The 13,763-nt window shown below is 68.9% G+C and carries 12 protein-coding genes; 7 read left to right on the top strand and 5 right to left on the bottom strand.

Annotation, left to right across the window (positions count from 1 at the left end):
• Positions 1-6: 6 nt before the first annotated feature.
• A complete protein-coding gene (locus B9C99_RS02040; RefSeq protein ID WP_172414843.1) occupies positions 7-1,056 on the bottom strand; it encodes a septum formation family protein in 1,050 nt (349 codons plus the stop codon).
• A gap of 45 nt (positions 1,057-1,101) precedes the next feature.
• Between B9C99_RS02040 and B9C99_RS02035 the strand changes: the two genes are divergently transcribed.
• Both B9C99_RS02035 and serS read left to right on the top strand, forming a co-directional pair.
• Positions 1,102-1,494, top strand: a complete 393-nt coding sequence (locus B9C99_RS02035; protein ID WP_016691842.1) for an ankyrin repeat domain-containing protein — start codon at positions 1,102-1,104, stop codon at positions 1,492-1,494.
• 11 nt (positions 1,495-1,505) lie between these two features.
• Positions 1,506-2,768: a serine--tRNA ligase gene (gene serS / locus B9C99_RS02030; RefSeq protein WP_059382100.1), complete on the top strand. Its 1,263-nt coding sequence runs from the start codon at positions 1,506-1,508 to the stop codon at positions 2,766-2,768.
• A gap of 78 nt (positions 2,769-2,846) precedes the next feature.
• On the opposite strand, the gene B9C99_RS02025 is transcribed toward serS, so the two are convergent.
• Entirely contained in the window at positions 2,847-3,347 is a 501-nt protein-coding gene (locus B9C99_RS02025) for a PaaI family thioesterase (RefSeq protein WP_088896834.1), read from the bottom strand.
• Between the two features lie 92 nt (positions 3,348-3,439).
• Between B9C99_RS02025 and B9C99_RS02020 the strand changes: the two genes are divergently transcribed.
• On the top strand, positions 3,440-4,642 hold the full coding sequence (locus B9C99_RS02020) for an MFS transporter (protein WP_088896833.1): 1,203 nt from the start codon (positions 3,440-3,442) through the stop codon (positions 4,640-4,642).
• Between the two features lie 14 nt (positions 4,643-4,656).
• Here B9C99_RS02020 and B9C99_RS02015 read toward each other — a convergent pair whose 3' ends face one another.
• Positions 4,657-6,207, bottom strand: a complete 1,551-nt coding sequence (locus B9C99_RS02015; protein WP_088896832.1) for a Rieske 2Fe-2S domain-containing protein — start codon at positions 6,205-6,207, stop codon at positions 4,657-4,659.
• Positions 6,208-6,259: 52 nt separating this feature from the next.
• On the bottom strand, positions 6,260-7,075 hold the full coding sequence (locus tag B9C99_RS02010; RefSeq protein WP_088896831.1) for a hypothetical protein: 816 nt from the start codon (positions 7,073-7,075) through the stop codon (positions 6,260-6,262).
• A gap of 63 nt (positions 7,076-7,138) precedes the next feature.
• Here B9C99_RS02010 and B9C99_RS02005 point away from each other — a divergent pair, with 63 nt between their 5' ends.
• Complete coding sequence (locus B9C99_RS02005) at positions 7,139-7,954, top strand: 1-acyl-sn-glycerol-3-phosphate acyltransferase (RefSeq protein WP_088896830.1); 816 nt, start codon at positions 7,139-7,141, stop codon at positions 7,952-7,954.
• A 55-nt stretch (positions 7,955-8,009) separates the two neighbouring features.
• Positions 8,010-8,846, top strand: coding sequence for a Cof-type HAD-IIB family hydrolase (locus B9C99_RS02000; RefSeq protein WP_088896829.1), 837 nt, complete (start codon positions 8,010-8,012; stop codon positions 8,844-8,846).
• 25 nt (positions 8,847-8,871) lie between these two features.
• On the opposite strand, the gene B9C99_RS01995 is transcribed toward B9C99_RS02000, so the two are convergent.
• On the bottom strand, positions 8,872-11,022 hold the full coding sequence (locus B9C99_RS01995; RefSeq protein WP_088896828.1) for an N-acetylmuramoyl-L-alanine amidase: 2,151 nt from the start codon (positions 11,020-11,022) through the stop codon (positions 8,872-8,874).
• A 273-nt stretch (positions 11,023-11,295) separates the two neighbouring features.
• On the opposite strand from B9C99_RS01995, the gene B9C99_RS01990 reads away from it, so the two are divergent.
• Both B9C99_RS01990 and B9C99_RS01985 read left to right on the top strand, forming a co-directional pair.
• Positions 11,296-12,855, top strand: a complete 1,560-nt coding sequence (locus B9C99_RS01990) for a SpoIID/LytB domain-containing protein (RefSeq protein ID WP_088896827.1) — start codon at positions 11,296-11,298, stop codon at positions 12,853-12,855.
• A 142-nt stretch (positions 12,856-12,997) separates the two neighbouring features.
• On the top strand, positions 12,998-13,750 hold the full coding sequence (locus B9C99_RS01985) for a MerR family transcriptional regulator (protein ID WP_088896826.1): 753 nt from the start codon (positions 12,998-13,000) through the stop codon (positions 13,748-13,750).
• Positions 13,751-13,763 lie beyond the last annotated feature (13 nt).

The following is a 13,763-nucleotide window of genomic DNA, read 5'->3' as shown; positions in this document are numbered from 1 at the left end:
GGCACGTCACGACCCCGGCAGGGGAACGGCGCCCGGCAGCGGCGTCGGCAGCGATCGGCCTTCCGGCACGGGCGGCGGCGGCACCGGCGGCTGGCCGTCGATGAGGATGTCGCCCTTGGCGCTGCCGGTGATCGACGAGAAGCCACCACCCTCGACCTGCTTGCCGATCGAGCAGTTCACCTTGCGGCTGCCGGCGAGCCAGCTGTCGTAGTCGAGGTTGTCCCAGAACAGCGTGAGGGTCTTGTTGCGCAGGGCCTCGGGATCGCCGAGGTACTCGTTGACCAGGCGCGTGCAGGTCTCCTCGAGATAGCCGTCCTGGTCCTCGATGCTCGGCAGGCCGCCGGGGAACTGTCCACCCAGGTCGACGACCGCGACGACCTCGAAGGCGTGCGGCTTGGAACACTCCACCGGGTCGGCGGGCACACCGTTGTTGATGCCGATGCAGACACCGACATCCCACGCCCGCGACTGATCCTGATCGGCGACCCGGCCCTTGATGGGCAGCAGGTTGCCGGTGGTCGACGAGAACTGCAGGCCGCACCGCAGCGTGCGCTCGCCGGCCGCCCAGCCCGCCTCGCCGGGGTTGATCAGGCCGATGCTGAACTTGCCGTGCGGGTCGAACCGGCCGTCGAGGTAGTCCATCGCGGCGGGTGCGCACTGCTCGTCGCGGAGCTCGGTGAAACGCGTGACCGACGGGAACCGCGATCCCGGCCCCCACTCGGTGCCGGGATACAGGCTCAGGTCGATGTCGGCGACCACCTCGAACAGGTGCGTCTCGGCGCAGTCGACCTTCGCGAGGTCGCTCGCGTCGAGAGCACTCCAGGTCAGGCAGTCACCGGCGGTGGCGGTACCGAACGCCTCCCCGGCGACCGCGCCGGTCGTGCTGATGCCGGCGCCGCCGCTGTCGTCCCCGCCGTCGGCGCCCTGGAACCCCGCGACGACGAACGTCGCGATCGCCGCCAGGACGGCACCGGCCGCGACGAGCACGAGGGCGCGTCGGGTCAACCGCGCCGAGGGCGGGCGCCGGTCGGGCTTGGGCTTGTTGTCTTCGGCCATCACTTCCATCATGCCTGTTCGAGTGGACGCAGGTAGTTTCGGCTCATGGCCGACGACCCGATCGATCCCGAGATTCTCGAGATCGCCAAGCAGACCTTCGACGCCGCCCGCCGGGGAGACGTCGAGACCCTCACCGCGTACGTCGATGCCGGGGTGCCGGTGAACCTCACCAACGAGACCGGCGACACGCTGCTCATGCTGGCGTCCTACCACGGTCATGCCGAGGCCGTACAGGCCTTGGTCGAGCGGGGAGCCGACGTGAACCGGCTCAACGACCGCGGCCAGTCACCTCTCGCGGGTGCGGTCTTCAAGGGTGTCGAGGCAGTGGTGCGGGTGCTCGCCGAGGCCGGCGCCGACCCGCATCACGGGCACCCCACCGCGGAGGACACAGCGAAGATGTTCGGGCGCGACGACTACCTGGAACTCTGGCAGCGGTAGGCTTCGATTCCGTGATCGACCTCAAGTTCCTCCGCGAGAATCCCGACGCCGTCCGCGAGTCGCAGCGCATGCGGGGAGAGGACCCGGGCCTCGTCGACGTGCTGCTCGAGGCCGACGCCTCCCGTCGCGCCGCGGTCCTCGCAGGCGACAACGCACGCGCCGAGCAGAAGGCCCTGGGCAAGAAGGTCGGCAAGGCGTCCCCCGAGGAACGCCCCGCGCTGCTCGACGGCGCCAAGGAACTGGCCGCGAAGGTCAAGGAACTCGAGGCCGAGCAGCACGCCGCGCAGGAGGCCTTCGATCGCGCGCACCTTGCGATCTCCAACGTCGTGCAGGACGGCGTGCCCGCCGGCGGCGAGGACGACTTCGTCACGCTCGAGACCGTCGGCGAGCTGCCCACCTTCGACTTCGAGCCGAAGGACCACCTCGCGCTCGGCGAGTCGCTCGGGCTCATCGACATGGAGCGCGGCGCCAAGGTCTCCGGTGCCCGGTTCTACTTCCTCACCGGTTACGGTGCGCTGCTGCAGCTGGGTCTGCTGCAGCTCGCCGCTCAGAAGGCCACCGCAAACGGGTTCACGATGATGATCCCGCCCGTGCTCGTGCGTCCCGAGGTCATGCAGGGCACCGGCTTCCTCGGCCAGCACGCCGACGAGGTGTACCGGCTCGAGGAGGACGACCTCTACCTCGTGGGCACCTCCGAGGTGCCGCTCGCGGGCTACCACTCGGGCGAGATCCTCGACCTGTCGAAGGGGCCGAAGCGCTACGCGGGCTGGTCGTCGTGCTTCCGTCGCGAGGCGGGCAGCTACGGCAAGGACACTCGCGGCATCATCCGCGTGCACCAGTTCGACAAGGTCGAGATGTTCGTCTACTGCCGGCCCGAGGAGGCCGCGGCCGAGCACGAACGTCTGCTGGCCTGGGAGCGCGACATGCTCGCCGCCATCGACGTGCCGTACCGCGTCATCGACGTCGCCGCCGGAGATCTCGGGTCGTCGGCGTCCCGCAAGTTCGACTGCGAGGCGTGGGTGCCCACGCAGGAGCGCTACCGCGAGCTCACGTCGACGTCGAACTGCACCACCTTCCAGGCGCGTCGCCTCAACATCCGGTACCGCGACGAGAACGGCAAGCCGCAGACCGCCGCGACCCTCAACGGCACGCTCGCAACCACCCGCTGGCTCGTGGCGCTGCTCGAGAACCATCAGCAGGCCGACGGTTCGGTGAAGGTGCCCGAGGCCCTCGTCCCGTTCGTGGGACGCGAGGTGCTCGAACCCGCCGGCTGATCTTCATCCGCTACAGAATCGGCTTCCCGCTACGGCAATTGCCGTAGCGGGAAGCCATTTTCGTAAGGGATGCAGTTGTCAGCGCAGGATCAGGCAGGTGGTCGAGCCCGTCGCGAGCAGGCGGCCCTCGGAGTCGCGGGCCTCGCCGCGCGCCGTCGCCGTGCGACGTCCGGTGTGCTCGCAGAAACCCTGCACACGGATGACGCCCTTACCGGTCTGCACCGGACGGACGTAGCGCACCTGCAGGTCGAGGGTCGTGTACCCGACCCCGGCCTCGAGAGTGCTCGACACGCAGAAGCCCATCGCGGTGTCGAAGAGGGTGGCGAGCACGCCGCCGTGGATGCTGCCCACCGCGTTGGCGTGGAACTCCTGCGGCTCGAGGGTGACCTCGGCGAAGCCCTCGCCGGCATCGGTGACGGTGAAGCCGAGCGTGCGGGAGGTGGGGTGGTGCGGGATCGTCCCGTCGATCAGCCCGAGCAGGAAGTCGAGTCCGTGCATGTCGCGGTTGGCCGCCGACGTCGGTGCCGGGTCCTCCCACGTGTAGGTACGCTGCCGCTGCTGTTGCTCGTCCGTGCTCACGATGACCGACCGTATCCCACCTCCGGAGGGGTGACATGTGGAGCCGGGCGTGCCATTCTCGTTGCATGCGCCGTCGATGTTGATCCGATCCGGTGACCTCGCTGTCCGCGCGGGTGGTCGCGTACGCGTCCGTCCGTGAGTTCGTGCCGCTCTACGGCCTGTACGCGCTGCTGTTCGAGGATCACGGTCTCGACACCCGCTCGATCTCGTCGCTGTTCGTCCTGTGGTCCGTGGTTGCCTTCGTCTCCGAGGTGCCGTCGGGTGCGTGGGCCGACACCGTCTCCCGTCGCGGTCTGCTGTTCGGCAGCGGCGCCCTCCTCACCGCCGCGTTCACGACGTGGCTGATCTGGCCCGGTTACTGGGGGTTCGCGCTCGGTTTCGTCCTGTGGGGCATCAGCGAGTCGATGAAATCCGGCACCTTCGAGGCCCTCGTCTACGACGAACTCGCCGCGCGCGGGTGCGAACACCGGTACGCGGCGATCATGGGATACGCCAACGCGGGTGAGATGACGTGTGTCTTCGTCGCGATCCTCACGGCGGCACCGCTGTTCGAACTCGGTGGGTACGTGCTCGTGGGCTGGGTCTCGGTCGCGATCACCGTCGTCGACATCGCGCTCGTGGGAACGCTTCCGGCTGCACCGAAGGTGGAGGAGGCCGACGAGATCGCCGGCAGCGGCGACACCGTCCTCGTCCGCTACATGTCGTCGCTGCGGGCCGGCACGTCCGAGATCCGCACCGACCGGGCGGTGCGACGATCGGTCGTCCTCGCGGCCGCGCTGCTCGCCTGCCTTGCCTTCGACGAGTACTTCGCTCTCCTCGCACGCGAATCGGGAGCGGAGACCGGATTCGTGCCGGTGCTGGTCGCGCTGACGGCCGTCGGGCAGGTGGTCGGTGCCGCGACCGCCGGACGGACGGCGACGATGAGCGGCCGCACCATGGGTGCCGTCGTGATGGTCGGATCGGTACTGATCGCCGGTGGTGCCCTCGCGGGAGGGATCGCCGGGTTCACGGCGATCGGTGTGGGTTACGGCGCTCTGCACAACACGGCGATCGTCGCCGAGGCGCGCCTGCAGGACACGATGTCCGGTCGTGCCCGGGCGACCGTCTCGTCCGTCGTCGGCCTGACGAGCGAGGTGCTGTCGGTGGCGATCTTCGCCGCCTACGCGCTCGGCTCGCTGTGGTTGCCGATGGCGGTGCTGGTCGCGGTGACGGTGCTCCCACTGGTCGGGCTGGGCGTGGTCGCGCCGAGGCTGTTGCCCGCGGCGCGACCCGCCGCGACCGAACGGGAGCGGTGACTACCGGGTGCGGATCACAGCTTGGTGCTGCGCAGTTCGTGACCCTTCGACGTCTTGCAGCGGCCCGATTCGAGATCCCACTGCCAGCCGTGCAGGTTGCAGGTCAGCGTGGTGCCGTCGACGACACCGAACTTCGACAGGTCCGCCTTCAGGTGCGGGCAGCGACGCTGGATCTCGTAGCCGCCCAACTCGATCGACGCCGAGTCGTCGTGTGCCTCGGCGAACCAGCCGTCGGCGTACGCGATGCGCTCGTCGGTCAGGCACTTGAAGAAGGTGTAGAGGAACTCGTTGTATCCGCCGATGCGCCAGGCCGTGAACCGGGTGGACAGGAAGATCGTGTTGACCCAGTCGGGCTCGTCGTCGCGCAGCACCGTGCGCACGAGCTCGGGAGCGATGCGGAAACCGTAGCGGTACTTGCCTTCTCCCTCGATGGGTTCGCGCACGACGCGCTTCGGGAAGTCGAGCACCACGGTCTCGTCGCCCATCACCAGACCCACCGGATAACCGATGCCGTCGCAGATGAGATCGGACTGCGCCATGATCGGCTCGAACTTCGCCTTGAGCGCGGGCAGCAGCGGCTCGCCCTCGGCGGGCGCCCAGGCCGCCTTCTGCGCCGCGATCACCGGAGCGAAACGCTGCGCCATGTCCTCGATGTAGACGGCCTTGTTCGTGAAGATCGCCTCGACCTGCTCGTCGGGGATCGGGTGCGTGAGCGTCATGTGCTCGCTGCCCTTCAGATCCACCACCGAACCCGGGATCATGAGCAGACCGCCCTCGCGGCCGTGGATGCGCAGCTGCTCGAGGAAGACCTGCTGGTCGGGGAAGATGTTGCCCTCGTCGCCGTGGTCGTCGTTGAGGTCGCGCAGGTCGTCGTCGAGGAAGACCGGCGGACCGGCGGACGGCACGATCCACGTCGCGTCGACCTGGTCGATGTAGCTGCGGCAACGGTCCATGCCGCGCTGGCGCTTCTGCTTGCCGAAGTTGGCCTTGGTCTTCTTCGGGATGTCGTAGACCATCGGGTACCAGATGGCGCCCGAGTACTGCAGCAGGTGGATGTCGATCTTCCCGAACGCCTCGTGCATGACGTCCATGTCGATCGGCCGCGCGTCGTTCATGTTGAACACGGTCGACTCGCCGTCGGAGACGATCAGGCCCGAGTCGCCGATCGGTCCGTCGGCCGGCGCGCGCAGCGCGATGATCATGATGTCGAGATCGCCCTCGGGCCCACTCACCGTGTGCTTGACGGAGTCGGTGGTCTCGAAGAATTTCGAGAAGCCGAGCTTCTCGAGCTCGCGACGCAGGTCCGGCACCGGATAGTCGGGCAGCAGGACGGTCGCGTCCTTGTTGACGTGCTTGCTCAGCGTGTCGGGATCGAAGTGATCCTTGTGCAGATGCGAGACGTACAGGTAGTCGACGTTGCCGAGAGCGTCCCAGTCGAGACCGGTGTTGTCCGGGAAGGGCACCCACGAGGCGAAGTACGCGGGCGTGACCCACGGATCGCACAGGATGGACCCCGCTTCGGTCTGGATGTGGAAACCGGCGTGTCCGACGCTGGTGATCTGCACTTCGTACCCTCCTGACGTGCTGACCGACGCCTACCAGGGTAGGCGCCGCCCGTCAGTCCATTGCGCCCAGGCAGTACCCGTTGCTCCCCGTCGTGAGCAGGACCACCAGGTCACGGGGTGTGTCGGCCTCCACGATCGGAATCGTCACACTCGTGTACGCCTCCGAGATCGGCGTGACGGAGGCGGCCGCGGCGTCGAAGGATTCGAGGTCGCCGAGGACGTCGGGATCGGTGGCCAGCGGCGGCACGCCCGGGTTCCCGGTACCCCACGGATCCCATGTGCCCCGCGCCTCACACACCAGCGGGTACCGCTCCTCGGTGTCGTCCGGGTGCACCGGCTCACCGATCGCCCGTCCCAGGAATCGTTCGACGGCGTAGCGGGCGTCCTCGTCGGTGTAGCCCGGCGCACCGGTCGGGTTCACGTACGGGCACGCGTAGCCGGACGCGATCTCGCTGCGCAGGACGGACACGTCGATGCCGCCGGCCGACCACGTCACCGCGTACTGGCCGTCCCTGCCCGGCTGTTGCACCGCGGCGGTGATCGCGTCGACGTCGGCGTACATCTGCCGGGCCCGCTCCGGGGCGATCGTCCAGCACCTGCCCACCACATCGACGCCGCCGGCGAGGTCGTTCGTCCACGCCTGCAGCGCCGCGGTGGCGGCGGGATTACCGGGGACGTCCCCGACGACCACCGTGGGTGCCGTTGCGGGGGTGGTGGTCTCCTCGACGGTTTCCGCCGCGGTCGGTTCCGGACTCTCGGTGGGGATGCCGGACTGCCCGTCACCCTCGCAACCGGTGACGGTGAGGACGACGGCGACGGCGAGGCCGGCGAGTGCGAGTACGTCGGGCTTTCGGGCGAGGGTGCGCACAGCATTGCCTTTCGACGATGATCACGGTCGTTCCTCCACCGGGGCCCCGCTAGGCTGACCGGCGTGGAACCCTTCTATCGGACCATCATCGGTGTCGCCCGCACGCTCTTCGCAGCGCAAGGGCTGAAATTCGCGATCACCGGGGCGGAGAACATCCCGGCGACGGGTGGTGCGGTCATCGCGATCAACCACACCGGCTACATGGACTTCACCTACGCCGGGATCCCCGCCCGGGTCACCAAGCGGTACATCCGCTTCATGGCGAAGAAGGAAGTCTTCGACCACAAGATCTCCGGCCCCATGATGCGCGCGATGAAGCACATCCCCGTCGACCGCGGGGACGCCGGCGAGTCCTACCGACTCGCCGTGGAGGCGCTGCGTGCCGGGCAGCTCGTGGGTGTCTTCCCGGAGGAGACGATCAGCCGCAGCTTCGAACTCAAGGCGTTCCGGTCCGGCGCGGCACGGATGGCGAACGAAGCCGGCGTCCCGGTGGTCCCCATGGTCATCTGGGGATCGCAGCGGGTGTGGACGAAGGGCCACCCCAAGCGGCTCGGACGTACGAACACCCCGATCAACATCGAGGTGGGCGCCCCCATCCAGCCGTTCGAGCCGGCAGCGGAGATGACCGCGCAGCTCCACGCGACCATGGAGGAGATGCTCCACCGGGTCCAGGACGGTTACACCCACGAGTCCGGTGCCTACTGGGTGCCCCGCCGGCTGGGCGGATCCGCGCCGACCCTCGAGGAGGCGACCGCCCTGGACGAGGCCGCGGCCGCCGAGCGCCGCGCGCGGAAGGCCCGCGAACGTGCCGCCCGTGAAGGTGCTGCCGGTAGCGGCAACGACGACGCAGGCGGCGACCGCGGTACTTCGGCACAATGACGGAGTGAACGCAGAGTCGAGTCGAGAGCCGTATCGGGACCACAGCACGGACGCGGTGCGTCCTGCGTCCACGGACGCGTCGCGTCCCGGATTGGTGGCCACGGACGTGGACGGCACCCTGATCGACGACACCGAGAAGGTGTCCGATCGGACCCGCGCCGCGGTGCATGCGGTCGTCGACTCCGGTGTTCCGTTCGTCCTGGCCACCGGCCGCCCGCCGCGCTGGATCGCGCCGGTGGTCGAGGAGCTGGGTTACGCGCCGATGGCGGTGTGCGCGAACGGTGCCGTGCTCTACGACAGTTCCACCGACCGGGTGCTCAGCGCCGCGGTGCTCGAGGTCGACGAACTGGCGTGGCTCGCCGAGGTGGCCTCGTCGGTACTTCCCGGTTGCGGTCTGGCCGCGGAGCGGGTGGGGGAGCGGGCCCACGACGCCGCGACGCCGCAATTCGTCAGCGCTCCCGGTTACGAGCACGCCTGGCTGAATCCGGACAACACCGAACTCGCCGAGCACGAGGTGATCGGTGAGCCCGCCATCAAGCTGCTCGTCCGGCTCCCCGGCGCGACCAGCCGGGAGATGGCGGAGGCTCTCGTGCCGAAACTGCATGGGCTGGTCGACGTGACCTATTCGACGACCCACGGACTCATCGAGATCTCCGCGGCGGGGGTCACGAAGGCGTCCGGTCTCCAGGAGATGGCCCGGCTGCTCGGCGTCTCACACGAGAATCTCGCGGCCTTCGGCGACATGCCCAACGACATCCCGATGCTGACGATGGCGCGTCACGGTGTGGCGATGGAGAACGCGCATCCGGACGCGAAGTCGGTCGCAGACGAAGTCACCGCCACCAACGTCGAGGACGGGGTGGCCCGCGTTCTCGAACGGTGGTGGCGGTGACTCGTTCCTACCGGTGCGCTGCGGGTCAGCCCGCGGGCGCCGGTTCGGGTGCCGGTTCCGGCGCAGGTGCCGGTTCGGGTCCGGGTTCGGGCGCAGGAGCACCCTCGGGTGCGGGTCCTGCGACGTCGGCCGGCTGATCCTGCATCGCCTGGTCGTAGGCGTCGTCGTAGGCGCGCAGCACCTTGGTGACGACACCCGTGACCTCGTTGAAGATCAGCGAGCCGAACTCGAAGTCCGAACGCCAACCGTCCGGCACCCGGTACTCGTCGCTGGTGGGCAACCCCAGCTCACCAGCGTCGAGTCCGTTCTTCTCCCACGCCTTGTAGATCTCGCCGAGTACCGTCCACGTGCCGCCGTTCGGTGACGTGTAGATGGCACCGTTGACGAAGTTCACTCGTTCGAAACCGCTCTTGACCGCGGGAAGGATCGAGGTCACCGCCTGCCCGAGCCGTCCGAGTTCGCCGCCTTCGGCGAGCCACTTCTGGACCAGCGGGTGGCCGCTGAGGCGGATCAGTTCGTCGACGACACCTTCGGCAGTGTCGGCCGAGCCCGAGGCGAGCGCTCCGACGTTGACGTCCGGCACGTTCGGCTTCGGATTCGACGGTGACGGGTTCGAAGGCTGGGGGTTCGAAGGCTGGGGGTTCGAGGGCTGCGGGTTGGACGGCTGCGGGGCAGTGCCACCGCCACCGCCCTTCGCCGCAGCGGCGGCGATGTCGCGGATCTTGCCCATCTGCGAGTAGCCGGCATCACCCGGGCAGCTGGTGTTGCCCACGTCGCGGTGCGCGAAGATGATCGGCAGATCCACCGCCGCACCGCGCGGGTACGGGGTGAACGACGTGCCCTCGGAGTACATCGTGGTGCGGCCCTTGGGATTCAGTCCCGCGCGGGCCAGACGCCAGCCGAGGAACTTGCCGACCGACTCCACCGCGGCCTGCGGCGGGGCCTGGGTCGAGAAGTCGCCCATCATCGCGATGCCGTGCGTGTTCTCGTTGAACCCACCCGCGTGGGCGCCCTGGACGTTGCGCTCGAGACCACCGGCGCGACCCTCGAAGATCTGGCCGTACTTGTCGACGAGCGTGTTGTATCCGATGTCGCACCAGCCGAGCGTGCGTGCGTGGTACGCGTAGATCGCGCGCACGATCTCGGCCGATTCGGCCTTGGAGTAGTTGTTGCTGCCCGCGGTGTGGTGCACGGTCGCGCCACCGAGGGAGTCGTCGTAGGTCGGGTTCTGGCAGCGCATCGACTCGTCGGCACCCCACTGCTGGCGGGTGATCACCTTCAGGCCGGAGTTGCCGAGCGGGCTCGCGATGTCCTCGAGTCGCGCGTCGGCCTCGCTGCTGCCGGGCGAGATGAGCACGGCGCTGACCGCCTCGGCAGCTGCCTGCAGCGGATTCTCGCGCAGCGGCTTGGACGACGATGCGGGCACGTATCCGAGGTCGGGCGCATCGGCTGCGGGTGCAGCGACCGGCGCGGGTGCCTCGTCGACGGGGACCGGGGCCTCCGCCGGGGCCTCGGGAGCAGGGGCTGCAGGAGCGGGTGCCTCCGGGGCGGGTGCCTCGGGAGCGGGAGCAGGGGCTTCGGGTGCCGGCGGGGCCTCCGCGCCGGCGAGGTTCGGTTCGGGGCCGGGACGCGGCGTCAGCAACACCTGCACCGCACGCGTGGCGCCGACGTAGATCGGTTCCGTGCCGGAGCGTCCCTCGTTCGTGGCGTCGTCGGCGCGGGTCTCGATCGGCTGGGTCGCGGTCCACGGACCCCAGCTGCCGTCGTCGTGCTGCGCGCGGATGAGCGCGTCGGTGGCGGCGACGTCCTCGGCGGCGAGGGCGACGAGGCTGAACGGGGTGTCGCGGGTGAGTTCCTTGACGGTCGCACCGACGCGCTGGACGAGTCCGCCGTTCGGGTCGGGAGCAGTCGTGATCTGCGGGAGCCCGTCGACGATCTCCTTCAGGCTGAGGTCCGGCAGGTTGAGGCCGGTCAGTTCCTCGAGCGGGATGATCAGGTCGGGCACCGAGGCGAGCACGACTTCCGCGATATCGGGTGCCACTGCCTCGACGGTGTCGTTGGCATTCCGGATCTCGGGAGCGGTGCTGGTCAGCCCGGTGACGGCGAAGGGCGTCGCGACGGCCAGGGCGGCGACGGCACCCAGGACGATCGACGGCTTGGGGCGGCGATGCGGCACTGTTTGCTACTCCCTGTCGTTGGTGCTCCAGCGGACGGTTCCGACTTCGGATCGTCCCTTATGTGTCGCTTCCGTAGTCCGGTTCGGACACGAAAGTTCTGTAACTCGTGATTCTTGTGTTGCTTCTGTGACATTTGTTGCCTAGCTCCGTCACTCTTGTCACACTAGACGCAGCAAACCTTAAGCCTCAACCTGAGCTTGAGGATCGGTCGAAATTGTCCGATATCGCGGATCACGAGTTCGCGCCTACAGCGACAACGAGGGAGCAACGTCATGTCACGACAGTCCATCGGGCGCAGAGGCAAGATCCGGAAGCGGCGCATCATCCTCGGCAGGCCGCTGCGCAACGGATGGCGTCCCTCCGTCGCCCGTGCTGCCGCGATCGGGGTCGCTCCCGCGCTGCTCGTCGGAGCCGGCGTCGGCGCGCTCGTCCAGAGCAACCAGGCGGCACCGGGTGTCGTGCAAGCGGTTTCGGCCGACACTCCCTTCACGTTCAGCGGCTTCGGTCACGGCCACGGTCGCGGCATGGGGCAGTGGGGTGCCTACGGCTACGCCCAGGACGGGTGGACCGCCGAACGGATCATCGGCCACTACTACGGCGGCACCGAACTCGGCACGGTCGACGACGCGATGATCGCGGTGCGTCTCATGGCCCGCGACGACCACACCCTCGACGTCTACTCCGACACCGGCATGATCGTCGCCGGCAAGCAGCTCGCGCCCGGTGAGGCCGCGCACCTGACACCCACCCCGGACGGCGGCGCGAACGTCGTCGTCACGGAGGGCTGCAGCGGCGACGTGCTGTGGCAGGCCGCCACCGACCTGCCGTGGGTCGATCCGATCGACCTCGCCGAGGACCGTCCCGCGAACGAGCACCTGACGATGTGCTCGGACGACAAGACCTACCGCGGTGCCCTCGGTGTGGTGCTCGACGGCACCGCCCCGCGCACCGTCAACCGCCTCCACGTCGAGGACTACCTGCGCAGCGTGGTCCCCGCCGAGGCACTGCCCGGCTGGGCCGACACCGGTGGCGCCGAGGCGCTGCGGGCACAGGCCATCGCCGCGCGCTCCTACGCCCTCGCCGAGAAGCGTCACGAGAAGTGGCAGACCTGCGACACCACGGACTGCCAGGTCTACGGCGGGTCGGGCGTCGAGGATCCGCGCACGGACGACGGTGTGCGCACCACCCGCGGAACCGTCCTGATGAAGGACGGCGAGGTCGTGCGCAGCGAGTTCTCCGCCTCCACCGGTGGCTACTCGGCCGGCGGCACCTTCCCGCCCGTCGAGGACGAGGGCGACAAGGTCGCACCGAACCGCGAATGGGCCAAGACCTTCACGGCGGCCGAGATCGGCAGCAAGTTCGGCGTCGGCGACCTCCAGGCTTTTGAGGTGCTCTCCCGCAACAATCTCGGCCCCGAAGGCGGTCGCGTGACCCGCGTCCGTGTGGTCGGCTCCGACCGCACCATCGAGACGACGGGTGCCGAGGCGCGGACCAAGCTGGGACTGCGCTCCGACTGGTTCACCGTCAAGGAAGGCATCGACGAGGACGCCCCGGAGGTCACTCCGGCACCCGAACCCGGCCCGGAGACCGGCACCGATCCCTTCGGCAGCGGCACCGGCACCTCGCCCATCGAGCAGGCCTACCTGGATCTCGGCGGCGTCGACAGCGTGCTCGGCTCGCCCATCGGCCCCGAGCTGATGCTGCCCGACGAGATCGGCAAGTTCCGGATCTTCACCGGCGGCGCGATCGTGTGGACACCGGACCTCGGTGCTCAGGTCATCGACGCGAGCTTCCTGAAGGACTGGTTCCCGAGCACGGGTAGCGCCGAGTAATCCCACGGCACACCTCGACCGGCCGGTCGCCCGAACGGGGCGACCGGCCGGTGGCGTTCCGGCACCCCGACGACGAGTGTTGACATTGACGCAACGTCAAGATGCACGCTGGTCGTAGCCGGAAAGAAGAGGAGGTGGGCACGTGCGGGAATGGTCGATCCAGCAACTGGCACGCGCCGCCGGTGTCACCAGCCGCACGCTGCGGCACTACGGCGAGGTGGGGGTGCTGCGTCCGAGCCGCACCGGCAGCAACGGCATGCGGTTCTACGACGAGGACGCACTCGTGCGTCTCCAGCGCATCCTGCTGCTCCGCGACCTGGGGCTGGCCCTGCCCGCGATCCGCGACGTGCTCGCCGGTCACGACGACACCGCGAGCGCACTGCGCACCCACCTCGACCTGCTCGAACACGAGCGCCGGCAGTTGGACCGCCGTATCGCGGCGGTGCGCACCACCTTGGCGAAGACGGAGAGAGGGGAGGAACTCGTGGCAGACGAAGTGTTCGACGGGTTCGACCACACGCAGCACCGGGACGAAGTGATCGAACGGTGGGGCAAGGACGCCTACGACTCGGGCGACCGGTGGTGGCGGGGCATGGACGACGCCGCCAGGCACGACTGGATGAAACAGGTCGAGCAGCTGAACCACGACTGGACCGCGGCGGCCCGGGCCGGGCTGGACCCCGCCGGGCCCGAAGCACAGGACCTCGCGCGGCGGCACGTCGCCTGGCTGTCGTCGATTCCGGGCACCCCGGGAGGCGGCACTGCGGAGGGCAGTCCGCGGGAGTACGTGCTCGGTCTCGCCGACATGTACGTCGAGGACGAGCGTTTCGCAGCGAACTACGGAGGACGTGAAGGCGCCGAATTCGTCCGTGACGCGCTCATCCACTACGTGTGAGTGTGACGGCCCT

The organism is Rhodococcus sp. BUPNP1, from assembly GCF_002215235.1.
Taxonomy (GTDB): domain Bacteria; phylum Actinomycetota; class Actinomycetes; order Mycobacteriales; family Mycobacteriaceae; genus Rhodococcus.
The sequence above is the reverse complement of the archived record's forward strand: the minus strand, read 5'-3'. Positions and strand labels throughout refer to the sequence as shown.

Coding starts and splice junctions, on each gene's coding strand:
- B9C99_RS02040 (WP_172414843.1), bottom strand. CDS start 1,056: ATGGCCGAAGACAACAAGCCCAAGCCCGACCGGCGCCCGCCCTCGGCG.
- B9C99_RS02035 (WP_016691842.1), top strand. CDS start 1,102: ATGGCCGACGACCCGATCGATCCCGAGATTCTCGAGATCGCCAAGCAG.
- B9C99_RS01990 (WP_088896827.1), top strand. CDS start 11,296: ATGTCACGACAGTCCATCGGGCGCAGAGGCAAGATCCGGAAGCGGCGC.